The organism is Microbacterium sp. NPDC058345 (assembly GCF_042723855.1).
Classification (GTDB): domain Bacteria; phylum Actinomycetota; class Actinomycetes; order Actinomycetales; family Microbacteriaceae; genus Microbacterium.
This window is the reverse complement of sequence record NZ_JBHXIG010000004.1, coordinates 44,244-59,121: the sequence shown is the minus strand read 5'-3', so window position 1 is coordinate 59,121 and position 14,878 is coordinate 44,244. Positions and strand designations below refer to the sequence as shown.

General features: G+C 70.7%; 12 protein-coding genes. 2 read left to right on the top strand and 10 right to left on the bottom strand.

The annotated features are described in order from the left end of the window. Positions 1 to 843, bottom strand: a complete 843-nt coding sequence (gene rsmA / locus ACFWH5_RS14670; RefSeq protein WP_378835951.1) for a 16S rRNA (adenine(1518)-N(6)/adenine(1519)-N(6))-dimethyltransferase RsmA — start codon at positions 841 to 843, stop codon at positions 1 to 3. Positions 844 to 925: 82 nt separating this feature from the next. Here rsmA and ACFWH5_RS14665 point away from each other — a divergent pair, with 82 nt between their 5' ends. Next, positions 926 to 2,197: an MFS transporter gene (locus ACFWH5_RS14665; RefSeq protein WP_378836297.1), complete on the top strand. Its 1,272-nt coding sequence runs from the start codon at positions 926 to 928 to the stop codon at positions 2,195 to 2,197. Here ACFWH5_RS14665 and ACFWH5_RS14660 read toward each other — a convergent pair. The 4 genes from ACFWH5_RS14660 to rsmI form a co-directional block, all read right to left on the bottom strand. Continuing rightward, the gene (locus ACFWH5_RS14660) at positions 2,179 to 3,054 is read right to left on the bottom strand and encodes a TatD family hydrolase (RefSeq protein WP_378835949.1); all 876 of its coding nucleotides are present in this window, start codon (positions 3,052 to 3,054) and stop codon (positions 2,179 to 2,181) included. The genes ACFWH5_RS14665 and ACFWH5_RS14660 overlap by 19 nt on opposite strands. Before the next feature lie 6 nt (positions 3,055 to 3,060). After that, the gene (metG, locus tag ACFWH5_RS14655; protein ID WP_378835946.1) at positions 3,061 to 4,812 is read right to left on the bottom strand and encodes a methionine--tRNA ligase; all 1,752 of its coding nucleotides are present in this window, start codon (positions 4,810 to 4,812) and stop codon (positions 3,061 to 3,063) included. Positions 4,813 to 4,846: 34 nt separating this feature from the next. After that, positions 4,847 to 5,458, bottom strand: a complete 612-nt coding sequence (locus ACFWH5_RS14650) for a class I SAM-dependent DNA methyltransferase (protein ID WP_378835943.1) — start codon at positions 5,456 to 5,458, stop codon at positions 4,847 to 4,849. Positions 5,459 to 5,549: 91 nt separating this feature from the next. Continuing rightward, positions 5,550 to 6,371 carry a 16S rRNA (cytidine(1402)-2'-O)-methyltransferase gene (gene rsmI / locus ACFWH5_RS14645; protein ID WP_378835940.1) on the bottom strand — a complete coding sequence of 274 codons (822 nt, stop codon included), beginning with the start codon at positions 6,369 to 6,371 and terminating at the stop codon, positions 5,550 to 5,552. A 54-nt stretch (positions 6,372 to 6,425) separates the two neighbouring features. Here rsmI and ACFWH5_RS14640 point away from each other — a divergent pair, with 54 nt between their 5' ends. After that, the gene (locus tag ACFWH5_RS14640) at positions 6,426 to 7,979 is read left to right on the top strand and encodes a dolichyl-phosphate-mannose--protein mannosyltransferase (RefSeq protein WP_378835937.1); all 1,554 of its coding nucleotides are present in this window, start codon (positions 6,426 to 6,428) and stop codon (positions 7,977 to 7,979) included. A 40-nt stretch (positions 7,980 to 8,019) separates the two neighbouring features. Here ACFWH5_RS14640 and ACFWH5_RS14635 read toward each other — a convergent pair whose 3' ends face one another. The 5 genes from ACFWH5_RS14635 to ACFWH5_RS14615 form a co-directional block, all read right to left on the bottom strand. Further along, complete coding sequence (locus ACFWH5_RS14635) at positions 8,020 to 9,471, bottom strand: DUF222 domain-containing protein (protein WP_378835935.1); 1,452 nt, start codon at positions 9,469 to 9,471, stop codon at positions 8,020 to 8,022. 110 nt (positions 9,472 to 9,581) lie between these two features. Continuing rightward, positions 9,582 to 10,502: a DUF808 domain-containing protein gene (locus tag ACFWH5_RS14630; RefSeq protein ID WP_378835932.1), complete on the bottom strand. Its 921-nt coding sequence runs from the start codon at positions 10,500 to 10,502 to the stop codon at positions 9,582 to 9,584. 50 nt (positions 10,503 to 10,552) lie between these two features. Then, positions 10,553 to 11,959 carry an amino acid permease gene (locus tag ACFWH5_RS14625; protein ID WP_378835930.1) on the bottom strand — a complete coding sequence of 469 codons (1,407 nt, stop codon included), beginning with the start codon at positions 11,957 to 11,959 and terminating at the stop codon, positions 10,553 to 10,555. Positions 11,960 to 12,123: 164 nt separating this feature from the next. Next, positions 12,124 to 13,902, bottom strand: a complete 1,779-nt coding sequence (locus ACFWH5_RS14620; RefSeq protein WP_378835928.1) for a thioredoxin domain-containing protein — start codon at positions 13,900 to 13,902, stop codon at positions 12,124 to 12,126. 127 nt (positions 13,903 to 14,029) lie between these two features. After that, positions 14,030 to 14,866: an aldo/keto reductase gene (locus ACFWH5_RS14615; protein WP_378835925.1), complete on the bottom strand. Its 837-nt coding sequence runs from the start codon at positions 14,864 to 14,866 to the stop codon at positions 14,030 to 14,032. Positions 14,867 to 14,878: the final 12 nt, after the last annotated feature.

Below are 14,878 nucleotides of genomic sequence, written 5' to 3'. Positions count from 1 at the left end.
TCATCCCGCCGCGCGGGCGATGCGGTGATAGTCGTCGACCGTGAGGTCCTCACCGCGGCCGGTCGGAGCGACGCCCGCCGATTCCAGCACCGCGGATGCCGCGGCGGATCCGCCGAAGACACCCGACAGCGCCTGACGCAGCATCTTGCGACGCTGGTTGAAGGCGGCATCCACGATCTCGAAGGTGCGCCGGCGCTCGGTCTCGTCGCCGCGCGGCTCGGCGTCGCGATGGAATCCGACGAGCAGGCTGTCGACGTTCGGCACCGGCCAGAAGACCTGCCGCGAGACGTTGCCGGTGAGACGCCACGGACCGTACCAGGCCGCCTTGACGCTGGGAGCGCCGTAGATCTTCGAGCCCGGCTTCGCGGCGAGCCGTTCCGCGACCTCGGCCTGCACCATCACCACCCCGCGCTCGAGCGCGGGGAAGGTCTCGAGGAAGTGCAGCAGCACGGGAACCGAGACGTTGTAGGGCAGGTTCGCGACGAGCACGGTCGGCTCTCCGGGCAGCTCGGTGACGCGCAGGGCATCCGCATCGACCACGGTGAGCGCGCCCTCGGGCACCCCGCGTTCGGCCGCCGTCTGCGGCAGCCGCTCTGCGAGCCGGTGATCGATCTCGACCGCCGTGACCGAGGCGCCGGTCTCGAGGATCGCGAGCGTCAGCGAGCCGAGCCCCGGTCCGATCTCGACGACCCTCTCCCCCGCCCGCACGGACGCCGCCTGCACGATCTTGCGCACCGTGTTCGCGTCGACGACGAAGTTCTGCCCGAGCTTCTTCGTGGGCGTCACGTCGAGCTCGGCGGCCAGACGGCGGATCTCGGTCGCGCCGAGCAGGGAGACGGTCATCCCGCCATTCTCCCGCATGTTCGGAGATGGCCCTATGCTCGACCGGGTGACCGCACTGGGAGAGCTCGTCGCGCCACGCCGCATGGGGCGGGATTTCCGCTGGCTGCTGGCCTCGTCGTGGACGAGCAACGTCGGCGACGGGGTGGCGCTGGCCGCCGCTCCCCTGCTGATCGCCTCGATGACCTCCTCGCCGATCCTCGTGGCCTCCGGTGCGGTGCTGCAGTTCCTGCCGTGGCTGCTGTTCGGCCTGCACGCCGGCGCGATCGCCGACCGGTTCGACCGGCGCCGCATGGTGATGTTCGCGAATGCCGCGCGCGCCGTCGTGCTCGCCGCCCTGTGCCTCTTCCTGATCACGGGCACCGCGAACATCTGGATCGTGCTCGCCGTCGCGTTCCTCTACGGCACGGCCGAGGTGTTCGTCGACACCGCCGCCAGCACCCTGCTGCCCATGCTGGTCAAGCCCGCCGACCTCGGTATCGGCAACGCACGGCTGCAGGCCGGCTACCTCGTCGCCAACCAGTTCGCCGGCCCTCCGCTCGGGGCGTTCCTGTTCGCCGCTGGCGCCGCATGGCCGTTCCTGCTCGAGGTGCTCTGCGTGCTCCTCGCGATCGTGCTCGTCTCGCGCATGGCCGCGACTCCGGTGCCCGCCCGCGCCGAGGCCGATGTGCGCACGCCGGTGCACACCGACATCGCCGAGGGCATCCGCTGGCTGTGGCGCAACCCGCCCGTGCGGATGCTCGTGCTCATCATCCTGCTGTTCAACATCACCTGGGCGGCGCCGTGGGGCGTCCTGGTGCTGTACGCCACCGAGCACCTGCAGATGGGTGCGATCGGCTACGGCGCTCTGACCACGGCTTCCGCCGCGGGCGGCCTGCTCGCCACCATGAGTTTCGGATGGCTGGAGCGGCACGTCTCGTTCGCGACGCTGATGCGCGTGTGCCTGTCGCTGGAGGTACTCATGCACCTCTCGTTCGCGCTCACGACCACCGGCTGGGTGGCGCTGGTCATCATGGTGTTCTTCGGTTTCTACGCCTTCGTGTGGGGCACGATCTCCACCACGGTGCGCCAACGGCTCGTGCCGCACGAACTGCAGGGCCGGGTGTCCTCGGTGAACATGGTCGGCGTGTTCGGGGGCATGGTGATCGGGCAGGCTCTCGGCGGCGCGATCGCCCAGGTGTGGGGGCTCACGGCGCCGTGGTGGTTCGCGTTCGGCGGAGCGGCGCTCACCCTGCTGCTCGTGTGGCGTCCGATCTCGCAGATCGTGAGCGCGCGGCACGTGCTGACCGAGACCGGATCCATCGCCGTCGCAGACGGTGAGACGCGCGCCGACGGCCCTCAGTCGAACGTGCCGTAGACCGCGAGGGTGTTCGCCGCGAGCTGGGTGCACAGTTCGTCGACGTCCATGCCGAGCTCCGCCGCCATGAACCGCACGGTGATCGGCACGAGGTAGGGAGCGTTCGGCCGGCCGCGCAGCGGCACCGGCGTGAGGAACGGCGCATCCGTCTCGACGAGGATGCGTTCGAGCGGTGTGACCTGCAGGGCGTCGCGCAGGTTCTGCGCGTTCTTGAAGGTGACGTTGCCGGCGAACGAGAGGTGGTACCCGGCGTCGGCCGCGACCCTCGCCATCGCCTCATCCCCGGAGAAGCAGTGGAACACGGTGCGTTCCGGAGCCCCCACGCGCCGCAGCGTCTCGAGGACGTCGTCGTGCGCATCGCGATCATGGATCTGCATCGCGATGCCGTGCTTCTTCGCCAGCGCGATGTGCGCCTCGAACGATTCGTGCTGGGCGGGTCGGCCCGGCTCATCGGTGCGGAAGTAGTCGAGTCCCGTCTCGCCGATCGCGCGCGTGCGCGGGTGCGCGGCGAGCTCGTCGATCACCGCGATCGCCGCATCCAGCCGACCCTCCGCGGCGTATGCGGGCGCGTCGTTCGGGTGGATCGCGACAGCGGCGAGCACGCGCGGGTCGGATGCCGCGGCATCCACCGCCCAGCGCGAGGACTCGATGTCACCCGACGCCTGCACCACCCCGGCGATGCCCACCGCCTGCGCACGGTCGAGCTGCTCGCCGAGACTCAGTGGTTCGATCCCGTCGCTGATCTCGAGGTGCGCGTGGTTGTCGTACACCGGCACCGTCAGCGGCTCGGGCGCCGCCGGATAGCGCAGATCCTTGCGGCCGTCCGTCGACCGCGCCTGAACGTACGTCTCAGCCATCGGCACTCAGGCGGTCTGCTCCACGCGTGGGAACAGCGGCGCCAGCGCGGCGACCGTCGTGCCCGGCTGCAGGATGCCCCAGGCTCCGGCCTCGCGCAGCGGCTGCGCGGTGAGCGCGCCGAGCGACTGCTCGGCCCCCAGCGCCTCCCACAGCTTCGCGGTGGACTGCGGCATCACCGGCGAGAGCAGCACGGCCAGTGCCCGCAGCCCTTCCGCGCAGGTGTAGAGCACCGTGCCGAGGCGGGCGCGCAGATCTTCGTTCCTGGCGAGCGCCCACGGCTCGTTATCGGTGATGTACGCGTTCAGCGCGTCGACGATCGTCCAGATCGAGTGGATCGCCTCGTCGAGGCGGAAGCTCTCCACGGCGGCGTCCGCGGCGGACGCGGCATCCGCCACGGTCTTCTGGATGGCGAGGTCCGCCTCGGTGTACTCGGCCGCCTCGGGGACGACCCCGTCGAAGTACTTCTCGATCATCGCGATCGTGCGCGAGGCGAGGTTGCCGAAGCCGTTCGCGAGCTCGGCCTGGTATCGGGCGGACAGGTCCTCCCACGAGAATGAGCCGTCCTGACCGAACGCGATCGCCGAGAGGAAGTAGAACCGGTACGCATCCGAGCCGAACACGTCGGTGATCTCGGTCGGGGCGATGCCGGTGAGCTTCGACTTCGACATCTTCTCGCCGCCCACCAGCAGCCAGCCGTGCGCGAAGACGCCCTTGGGCACCTCGAGGCCTGCGGCCATGAGCATGGCCGGCCAGATCACCGCGTGGAAGCGCAGGATGTCCTTGCCGACCACGTGGTAGCCGGGCCAGCGGCGGTCGAACGTCTCCTGGTCGGCGCCGTAGCCGATGGCGGTGGCGTAGTTGAGCAGCGCATCCACCCACACGTAGATGACGTGCGACTCGTCCCACGGCAGCGGGATGCCCCAGTCGAACGTGGAGCGCGAGATGGAGAGGTCCTTCAGACCCTGGCTGACGAACGAGACGACCTCGTTGCGCGCCGAGTCGGGGCGCACGAAGTCGGGCTCGGTGCGGTACAGCTCGAGCAGCCGGCCCTGGAACTCGCTCAGCTTGAAGAAGTAGTTCTTCTCCTGCAGCAGCTCGAGCGGCTTGGAGTGGATCGCACAGACCTTCAGGCCTTCGAAGGGACCGGTGCCGTCGACGATCTCGGATTCCGGCTTGAACTCCTCGCAGCCCACGCAGTACAGCGCTTCGTACTCGCCCGCGTAGATGTAGCCGGCGTCGTACAGCTTCTGGAAGAACACCTGCACGTTCGTCTCGTGCCGCTCCTGCGTGGTGCGGATGAAGTCGTCGTTCGCGACGTCGAGGGTCTTCAGCAGCGGGAACCAGCTCTCGCCGACGAGCTTGTCGACCCACTCCTGCGGGGTGACGTCGTTCGCGGCGGCCGCGCGCAGCATCTTCTGGCCGTGCTCGTCGGTGCCCGTGAGCATCCAGGTGTCGTCACCGGCCTGGCGGTGCCAGCGCGCGAGCGTGTCGACCGCCACCGTCGTGTACCCGTGGCCGATGTGCGGCACGTCGGACGGGTAGTAGATGGGCGTGGTGATGTAGAACGAGTCGCCTGCGGGCATGGTGTCGATTCTAGGCGGGAAGCGGTCGGTCTTCTTCTTCGTGACGGGTGCCGGACTCCGGGCTGCGGACGTTCCCTTCGCTCGCAGAGCGGGTGCCCCTCCCGCTGCGCGGGTCCCTCCCCGATGCTCGCTCCGAGAACGTCCTCCGCGGTCCCTGTGCGGGGCGAACGCCATGCCCTCGGCGCGCGGAGGTGGGAGGGTCGGTGAGTCAGCGGCGGACGGCGGTCACGGACGCGTGGGGGCGCGAGCTGACCTCGCCGGGAGTGCGAGGGCGGCGCTCGGTGGCGGTGACGGTGAATCCGGCCTGCTCGAGCAGCTCGGCGAGAGCATCCGGGCTCCAGAAGTACGCCGTCGTGACGGCGTGGGCGAAGGGCTCGCGCGGAGCGCCGTCGAAGAAGCCGAGCAGGATGGTGCCTCCTGGCGCGAGCACGCGGGCGAACTCGACGAGGGTCGCGGGGAGCTCGCGCGGCGGCGTGTGGATCAGCGAGTACCAGGCGAGGATGCCGCCGAGCGCGGCATCCGGAAGCGGAAGCTCCGCGAAGCTGCCGTGCACGAGCTCGAGGTGCGGATGCTGCGCCCTGGCGTGCGCGACGAACCGCTCGGACAGGTCGACGCCGAGCACGTCGTGTCCGCGATCGTGCAGGTAGCGCGTCCACAGGCCGGGTCCGCAGCCGGCGTCCAGCATCCGTCCCGATACCGTATCGGCCCAGGCGCCGATCTGCTCACGGTCCTGCGTCGCCAGCTGATCCACCTCGCCGACGAGGGCGATGTACTCCGCGGCCCGCGCGTCATAGGCGGCAGCGGTCTGCGCGTCGCTCACCCGTCGACCGTACCGGTTCCCGCCGAGTGCACCACGTACCGACGTCGGCAACCGGTCCACCCGACGGTAGGTGGTGCGCTCGGCGTGGACGTCATGCCGATCGCGCGGCCAGCGCCGCCTGGTAGAGGTCGCGGGAGCTGAGGCCGGTGGCGGCCGCCACCTCGGCGCAGGCTTCCTTCAGCCGCGCGCCGGATGTCACGAGCGCCTGCACCTGCGCCAGGGCGTCCTCTGCCGAGACCTCCACGGGCCGCGCGCCCTCGACGACGACGACGATCTCGCCCTTCACCCCCGCCTCGGCCCATCGGACCAGCTCGGATGCCGTGCCGCGGCGCACTCCCTCGTACAGCTTGGTGAGCTCGCGGCACACGGCGATACGGCGGTGCTCGCCGAACGCCGAGCCCATGTCGGCCAGGGACGACGCGAGCCGGGACGGCGACTCGAAGAAGACCATGGTGCGGGGCTCCGCCGCCAGCGTCCCGAGCGCACGTCGACGCTCCCCCGGCTTGCGCGGCAGGAACCCCTCGAAGGTGAACCGGTCGGTGGGCAGGCCCGAAATCGTGAGCGCCATGAGCACGGCGCTCGGGCCGGGGATGGCGGTGACGGTCACCCCGCGCTCCACGGCCGCAGCCACCAGCCCGTAGCCCGGATCGCTCACCGCCGGCATCCCGGCGTCGCTCACGACGACGATGTCCTGCTCCTCGGCGAGCGCCGCCAGCTCGGCGGCCTTCTGCTTCTCGTTGTGGTCGTGCAGCGCGATCAGCCGCGGCCGGTTGCCGATCTGCAGCGCCTGCAGCAGACGCTGCGTCGTGCGGGTGTCTTCGGCGGCCACCACCTCGGCGTTCTCGAGCACCTCGACGAGGCGGCGTGAGGCGTCACCGAGGTTGCCGATCGGGGTCGCCGCGAGGATGATCACCCGCCCAGCTTAGGTCTCCCCGGCCTCGCGGGCCGGAGCACCTAGGCTGATCGGGTGACCTCGCCCGCCCCGCTGCTGCCGCCGCTCGACGCGCGGCGCACCTGGTTCGAGAGGGTGCGCGACAGGGTCGTCGCCGACCCGGTGCGCAACCGGATGCTGGTTTGGCTCGCACCGGCGCTCGTGACACTGTTGGCGGCCGTGCTGCGGCTGACCGACCTCGGGCATCCGCACGAGATCATGTTCGACGAGACGTACTACGTCAAGGACGCGTGGTCGCTGTGGACGCACGGCTACGAGGCGAAGTGGGGCGAGGACGCGAACGCCGAGCTGGCGCAGGGCGACACCTCGTCCCTGCAGGCGGACGCGTCGTTCGTGGTGCATCCCCCGCTCGGCAAGTGGATCATCGCGCTCGGCATGGCGCTCGCCGGGCCGGGGTCGAGCGTCGGCTGGCGCTTCACCACCGCCGTGCTGGGCACGCTGACCGTGCTGCTGGTGTACCTGATCGCGCGACGGCTGTCCGGTTCGCGTGTGCTCGCCACGGTCGCCGGCGGCCTGCTGGCCATCGACGGACTCGGCATCGTGATGAGCCGCATCGCGCTGCTCGACGGCATCCTGACGTTCTTCCTGCTGCTCGGATTCCTGCTCGTGCTGATCGACCGCGAGCGCACCATCCCGCTGCTCGAGACGGCGCGTGCCGGCGAGGTCGATCCGCTCGCGGGGCCGGTGCTGTGGGCGCGACCGTGGCTGATCGCGGCCGGAGTCGCGCTGGGCGCGGCCTCCGCCGTGAAATGGTCCGGTCTCTACGCGCTCGCGGCGCTCGGTCTGTACGCGGTCGTCACGGATGCACTGGCGCGGCGCCGCGCCGGCATCGTGCTGTGGCCGACGGATGCCGCGTTCCGCCAGGGTCCGGTGTCGTTCGTCCTCCTGGTCGGTCCGGCGCTGCTCGTGTACCTCGCGAGCTGGACCGGGTGGCTGGTGACCGCAGGCGGCTACGATCGAGGCGCCGATGCGAACCCGCTGGTGGCGCTGTGGAAGTACCACGAGGCGATGCTCGGCTTCCACGTCGGCCTGGTCAGCGGCCACCCGTACGCCAGCCCCGCATGGCAGTGGCCTCTGCTGCTGCGCCCCACCGCGATCTGGGTGGCGGATGACCCGGCGCCTTGCGGCACCGACCATTGCATCGCCGTGACCTCGTCAGTGCCGAATCCGCTGATCTGGTACGGCGGCGTCGTGGCCGTCGCGTTCCTGCTGTACCTGTTCGTGCGCGGTCTCATCGACCGGGCGCCGGCCAGACCCGCCGTCACCTACCCGCTGGTCGGTCTGCTCGCCACTTACGTGCCGTGGCTGCTCATCCCCCAGCGCACGATCTTCCAGTTCTACACGGTCGTCATGGCGCCGTTCCTGATCCTCGCGCTCGTCGTCGCGCTTCGCACGATCGCGGGCTCCGCAGATGATCCGCTGCACCGCCGCCAGGCCGGGCAGCGCACCGTCGTCGTCTACCTGGCGGTGGTCATCGCCGTCTCGGCGTTCTACTACCCCGTCTGGACGGGCTGGAGCGTGCCCTACCCGTTCTGGCTCATCCACAACTGGCTTCCGGGCTGGATCTGAGCCGCGTTCCGCGGATCGCGATCCGACTCGTGCGTGCGGGTCACGGCCCCGCGCGCATCGGGCGGGGTGACCGCCGCCGCTTGCGCACCGGCCGCCATCGGCGTTCGCGATCCCACCAGTGCGGCCCGCGGATCTCCGGAACGCCGTGCCTCATGCGGATCTGCCAATCAGAGAGGTGCAGAGTCCGGTGGTGGTGCCAGCAGAGCGCCACGCCGTTGTCCGTGTGGGTCGGCCCGCCCCTGGCATGGTCGTCGACGTGGTGGATCTCGCACCACGTCGCGGGAATGGTGCATCCCGGGATGATGCACCCTCCGTCGCGCGCCACGATCGCTCGGCGCTGCAGCGCGTTGAAGATGCGCGCCGAGGTACCGAGGCCCACGATGCGCCCGCGCTCGTCGAACAGCACCCGCTGGATGCCGCCCGCGCAGCCGGTCTGCGCGGCCACGCGCACCGGGACGGGCGCCTCTGCGCCGTCGACCCGTGCCCAGCCGGTTCCCGCGGCATAGTCCGAAGCCTCGACGGTGACGACCAGCGTCGGTGCCGCACCTCCGAGGTCGGGAAGCTCGCCCCCGCGGGCAGCCGCCGCGAGGATGGTGGCGAATGCGTCGTGCATCTTCTGCGGGCGGGAACGGTCGTCGATCGGCAGCAGCGCCAGCGGATCGTCGGGCGCGGAGTCGACGAAGTGCACCCCCGGCGGGACGGCGACCGGTTCGACCCGTGGGTTCAGGAGGCTGTCGAACAGCCGGTCGAGCTGCGCTGCGACGTCGGGCAGCAGCTCGCCGCGCATCGGCACGCGGCCGTTCCGCACGGCGCCCAGCCAGAGTCCGCGCTCGCGCGATGCGAGATCGTCGGTGGGCTCGGCGCCGTCCGGATCGAGGTAGGCGGCCAGCACATGCGCGAGCTGGGCGAGTTCGTCGGGTGCCGGGACGGGCGAGAGTCGGGTCGCCGCATCCGCCGCACGGCGATCGCCCTCTTCTCCGCGTGCGAACACCGCCAGCTGCCGGTCCGCTTCCACCAGCGCTTCGGGCGACAGGCGACGGCGGCTGCTCTCGATCGGATCGACAGCGGCGAGCAGCCCGGCGACGCCCACCGCCCCGGCGTTCAGCGCCTGGCGCATCGCCTCGTAGCGGGCGGGAAGGAAGTCCGCGTCGGTGATTCCGCGCACCCGAGCCGCATAGCCTGCCGCCTTCACCAGGCGATGGGCGCTCGAGCGGTCTATCCGCAGCACCAGGCGCAGCAGATCGGCCGGCCGGTCGCATCCGTACGCCGTGGTCATCCGCTCGCCGCGCAGGCCCTCCGAGCGCTCCCGCACCTGCACGGTCGACTCGACCTGCACTGCTTCGAGGCTGCGCTGCATCCGGCCCGTGACATCGAGCAGGCGCAGCTGCTCGGCATCCGACAGCTCGGCGACCTGCTCACTCTCGAACGCGTCGGCGACGACGGCGACGAGCTGCGTCTGCAGCTCTTCGAGGCGGTCGACGACGCTGTTCATACCCCCTATTCCACCGAGGGCCACCGACATTCGAACGCTGTTTCGGCGCTATGTCTCAACCCCAGGTTGAAGCGAATCTCCGCACTGCCGCGGCCCGTCGACGCGCACCGTCAGTGCGAGACGCCACCCGGCACCTTCTGATGACCCTCGTCGAAGCTCGGGCGCTTGCCGAAGAGCCGCCCGATGCCGAGCACGACGCCGACGATGATGAGGCCGACGATCAGGCCGCCCACCGCCGAAACGGCCGTGTCGCCCACCCAGACGATCACTCCTCCGAGCGGCTCGAGCAGGTGCGCGACGCCGTGCAGCAGATCCGACAGGACGTGCCAGCCCACCGCACCGAGGTTCACGATCACGAGGTGGCCGCCCACCCACAGCATGGCCACCGTGCCGATGACGCTGATCACGCGGAACACCGCAGGCATCGACCGGACGATGCGCTCGCCGATGCGACGCAGGCGGCGCGACGGGCTCTTCGCCATGCCCAGGCCGATGTCATCGATCTTCACCAGCAGCGCGACCGCCCCATAGACCACGCCGGTCATGATCACGGCGATCACCGCGAGCACGAACAGGGTCTGCCAGATGTCCAGTCCCGATTCGAGGTTCGCCAGCGAGATGAGCATGATCTCGGTCGAGAGGATCAGGTCGGTACGGATCGCGCCCCACACCAGGCGGTTCTCGTCGCGTTCGCCCTCGTCGGCATGACCGTGGCCGAACCCGAACCACTCCAGCACCTTCTCGGCACCCTCGAAGCACAGGAAGCCGCCGCCGAGGATCAGCAGGTACGGCAGCACCCAGGGCGCGAACGCGGTGAGCAGCAGGGCGATCGGGATGATGACCACGAACTTGTTCGCGATCGACCCGAGTGCGATCTTGGCGACCACGGGCAGTTCACGAGCGGGCGTCAGGCCCTGCACGTACTGCGGCGTGACAGCGGCGTCGTCGATCACGACACCGGCGGCCTTCGCGGAGGCCTTCATGGCCGCGCTGAGGATGTCGTCGACGACGGCCAGCAGACCAACGGACATGACTTTCCTCCCTTGCGCGAGCGGTCACCGCGCTCCGAAGGACAACGCTACTAGGCGCGCGGGTCGATCGGTTCCTTCAGCACGCCGGGCCGCGACATCTCGCGCGTCAGGCGCGCGACCCCGAGCAGCGCCGCGGTGAGGCCGAGGGTCAGCAGCAGCTGCGTGCGCGCGGTGGCATCGGTCATCGCCAGGGCGATCACGCCGGCGAGCAGCGCCAGGCAGATCCAGGACAGCCAGGGGAAGCCCCACATGCGCATCGGCAGCGCCTCGCCGTCGCGGTCGGCGCGCCGGCGCAGGATGATCTGCGCGATCGCCGTCGCGGTCCAGATCACGAGCACGGTCGAGCCGACCACATTCAGCAGCGCGCCCAGCACCACTTCCGGGAAGGCCCCGTTGAGCCCGACGGTCACGAAACCGAACGCGACAGACGCGAGCACGGCGGCGTATGGCACGCCGGCGCCGCTGGTGCGGGTCGACACCGCGGGCGCGAGGCCGCGCTCACCCAGTGAGTAGACCATCCGCGAGGCGCCGTAGATGTTCGCGTTCATGGCCGAGAGCAGGGCGATCACGACGATGAGCGACATGACCAGGTCGACGCCGGGCACGCGCAGGGTGGCGAGGACGGCCGAGAACGGCCCCTCGGTCACCGTCATGTCGTTCCAGGGCAGCACCGCGACGATGACGAAGATCGAGCCGAGATAGAACACCAGGATGCGCACCATCACCTCGCGCACGATACGCCGGATGTTGTGCGCGGGGTCGTCGGATTCGGCGGCGGCGATCGCCACGACCTCAGTGCCGCCGAAGGCGAACACGACGATCAGCAGCGCGGCCGCCACTCCCGTGATGCCGTGCGGTGCGAACCCGCCGTGCGCGACGAGGTTGCCGACGCCCGTGGCCGGGATGCCGGGGATCAGCCCGATGATCGCGCAGGCACCGACGACGAGGAACGCGATGATCGCGAACACCTTGATCGCGGCGAACCAGAACTCGAAGCGTCCGTAGTTGCGCACGCCGAACAGGTTCACCGCGGTGAGTGCGACGACGAAGACCAGCACCCAGGCCCATGCCGGGATGCCGGGGATCCAGCCCTCGACGATGCCGGCCGCGCCGGTCGCCTCGGCGGCGATCACGACGACCAGCTGGATCCAGTACAGCCAGCCGACGGCACTGCCGGCGCTGCGGCCCATGGCGCGTTGGGCGTAGGAGCTGAACGCGCCGGAGCTGGGCGTGGCGGCGACCATCTCGGCGAGCATGGTCATGACGAGGATGACGATGGTCCCGGCCACGAGATACGACACGAGCACGGCGGGGCCCGCGATGCTGATGGCCTGACCGGAGCCGACGAACAGGCCGGCGCCGATCGCGCCGCCCAGGCCCATCATCGAGATCTGCCGCCGTGTGAGCCCGGGGTGCAGGCCCCTGGTGGTCGTGGTGAGTGCGGGAACCTCGGTCATCGGGCGGACCTCCTCGTCCGGTTGCGGCGGGATGCTGCGCCGATGGCTGCGAGCACCGAGGCGAAACACTAGATGGCAGGCCGAGCGGGTGCAATGCGGCTCGGTGCGACCGTGCACCTTGCGCATCGACGCCGCTCAGCAGCCGCGTGCACCGACCACTCTGCTCAACGCCGGACCATGACCGCATCCGGGTCGGCGGTCGGCAGCCGGCACACGAAGTCGCGGCAGTCGTACACCAGATCGGCCTCCGCGCCCTTCCCCTCGAACAGCGAGAAGCCCGCGTCGGCGAACGCCTGCGCCTGCTCGGGCGTCACGACCGCGACGACGTCGGCATCCGCTCTGCGCGCGGCCGCCGCGAGCGGGACGTCGCGCTGCGCCACGACGGCGACGACCTGCCGCGGCGGCCGCGCCAGGTCGGCGGCGACGCGCAACAGCGCCCCGTAGGCGAGCGGATGCTGCACGGCGCGGGACACCACGCCCGCCACCAGTGCCTCGGCGCGCCTGCGGTGCTCCTCCCCCGCTCCCAGCCGCCAGGCCGCCAGATGCGCGGACGCCAGCGCGGCGGGGCCGGACGGCAGATCGCCGTCTCCGTCATCGCCGGCGGTCGCGATCTGCTGCGCGGCGAGCACCGGGTCGTCCGCGACGGGCTGGGCCAGCACCGCGAGCGCCCGCACCGCCCAGGCCGCCTCTCCGGTCGCGAGCGCCAGCGCCAGCAGTCCCTCGGCGAGCAGCCCGAGGTCGGCGGCGGTCGCCACCGCGGGTGCCGCCACGCCGTCCAGCGACGATCGCACGACAGCGCCGTGCTCATCGCGGTTCACCGACAGCACGTGCCCCGCCGCGGCGGCCGCCGCATCCACCCACGCCTTCTCGCCGAGCGTCGATCCGGCACGGGCGAGCGCGCCGATCGCCAGGCCGTTCCACCCCGTCAGCACCTTGCCGTCGACAAGCGGCGGCTCGAGCGGCTCGCGCTCCGCGGCCGTCCTCCGGTAGTAGCCGCCCTCGCTGCGCTCGCCGTCGATCCACGACTCCGAGTCCTGTGCGGCGCCGAATCCGCCGCCGTCGCGTCGCAGCACGTCCCGCAGGAACTGAGCGATCCCGCGTGCCACGCGCTCGCGCCCGGCATCCAGTGCGACCTCGAGCAGCTGGGCGTTGTCGGTGAGCATCCGCTCGTAATGCGGCACGGTCCAGTCGCGCTGTGTCGCGTAGCGGAAGAAACCGCCGTCCACCGTATCGCGCAGCTCGGATGCCGCCATCGCGTCCAGCGCGCGGGTCGCGGTGTCCGCCTCACCGGCGAGCGGATGCTGCAGGAACCGGAGCGTCGTCGCCATCGGGAACTTCGGTGCCCCGCCGAAGCCGCCGAACAGCCGGTCCTCGCGTTGGGCGATCGTCGCGGCCGCCGCGCGCAGGGCCGCCTCGTCGGGAAGGTCGGCCACTCCCGCCCGAGCCGCCGTGCGCAGCGCATCGGCGACGGCGTCGGCCGATGCGATCACCTCGGCGCGGCGCGCGGACCACGCCTCGCCCACCGCCGTGAGCACGTCGCGGAACGACGGCATGCCGCCCCTGGCCTGCGGTGGCCAGTACGTGCCGGCGAAGAAGGCGCGCCCCTCGGGCGTGGTGAAGACCGTCAACGGCCACCCGAGGTTCTGCGTGAAGGCGGAGGCGGCGGCCATGAGCGCGGCGTCGACGTCGGGATGCTCCTCGCGGTCGACCTTGACCGCCACGAATCCCTCGTTCATCTGCCGTGCCGTCTCCGCGTCGGCGAACGACTCGCGCGCCATGACGTGACACCAGTGACAGGTGGAGTACCCGACGGAGATGAGCAGCGGCACGTCGCGTTCGCGCGCCTCATCGAACGCCGCCTGACTCCACGGCTGCCAGTCGACTGGATTGTCGGCGTGAGCGCGCAGGTACGGACTGAGAGTCTCGGCGAGCCGGTTGGTCATGACGTTCACGCTACGCTTCGGCATCCGCCGCCGAGACCCCCAATATGCGTCGAGACCCCCGGCTGCACACGCCGACACCACAGGGTGTCGGCGGCAGCCGGGGGTCTCGGCGGAAGGGCAGGACCTGTCAGTTCACGTCGTTCGGGTGGCTGCCGACGCGACCCGAACCGTCGAGCGGGTCGAGGGCGTCGATCGCTGCCATCTGGGCGTCACTGAGCTCGAAGTCGAACACGTCGATGTTCTCGCGCATGCGCTCGGCGTGCACCGACTTCGGGAACACGATGAAGTTCTTCTGCAGGTGCCAGCGCAGCACGACCTGGGCGGCGGTCCTGCCGGTCTCAGCCGCCGCCGACGCGACGGCCTCGGTGCCGAACAGATCGTACTTGCCCTGACCGAGCGGGCCCCACGACTCGATGAGCACGCCGTGCGCGGTCGCCCACTCGGTGATGTCGCGCTGCTGGTAGGCCGGGTGCAGCTCGATCTGGTTGACGGCCGGGGTGACGCCGGTCTCGGCGACGATGCGCTCGAGGTGCGGCACGAGGTGGTTCGACACGCCGATCGAGCGGCTGAGACCGCGCTCGCGGATGCCGATCATCTTCTCCCACGCGTGGAGGTAGTCGCCCTTCGCCGGGGTGGGCCAGTGCACGAGGTACAGGTCGACCGCGTCGAGACCGAGCTTGGCGAGGCTCTCGTCGATGGCCTTGTCGGGCTCGTCGCCACCGTGGCGGTCGTTCCACAGCTTGGTGGTGATGAAGAGCTCATCGCGCGGGATGCCGCTCTTCGCGATCGCGGCGCCGACGCCCTCCTCGTTGCGGTAGATCGCGGCGGTGTCGATGTGGCGGTAGCCGGCCTCGAGCGCCTCGCTGACCGCGCGCTCGGCCTCGTCGGCCGGCACCAGGAAGACGCCGAATCCGAGCTGGGGGATGCTGTTTCCGTCGTTGAGTTCCAGAGTGGGGATCGTCATGTCCCCAGCGTA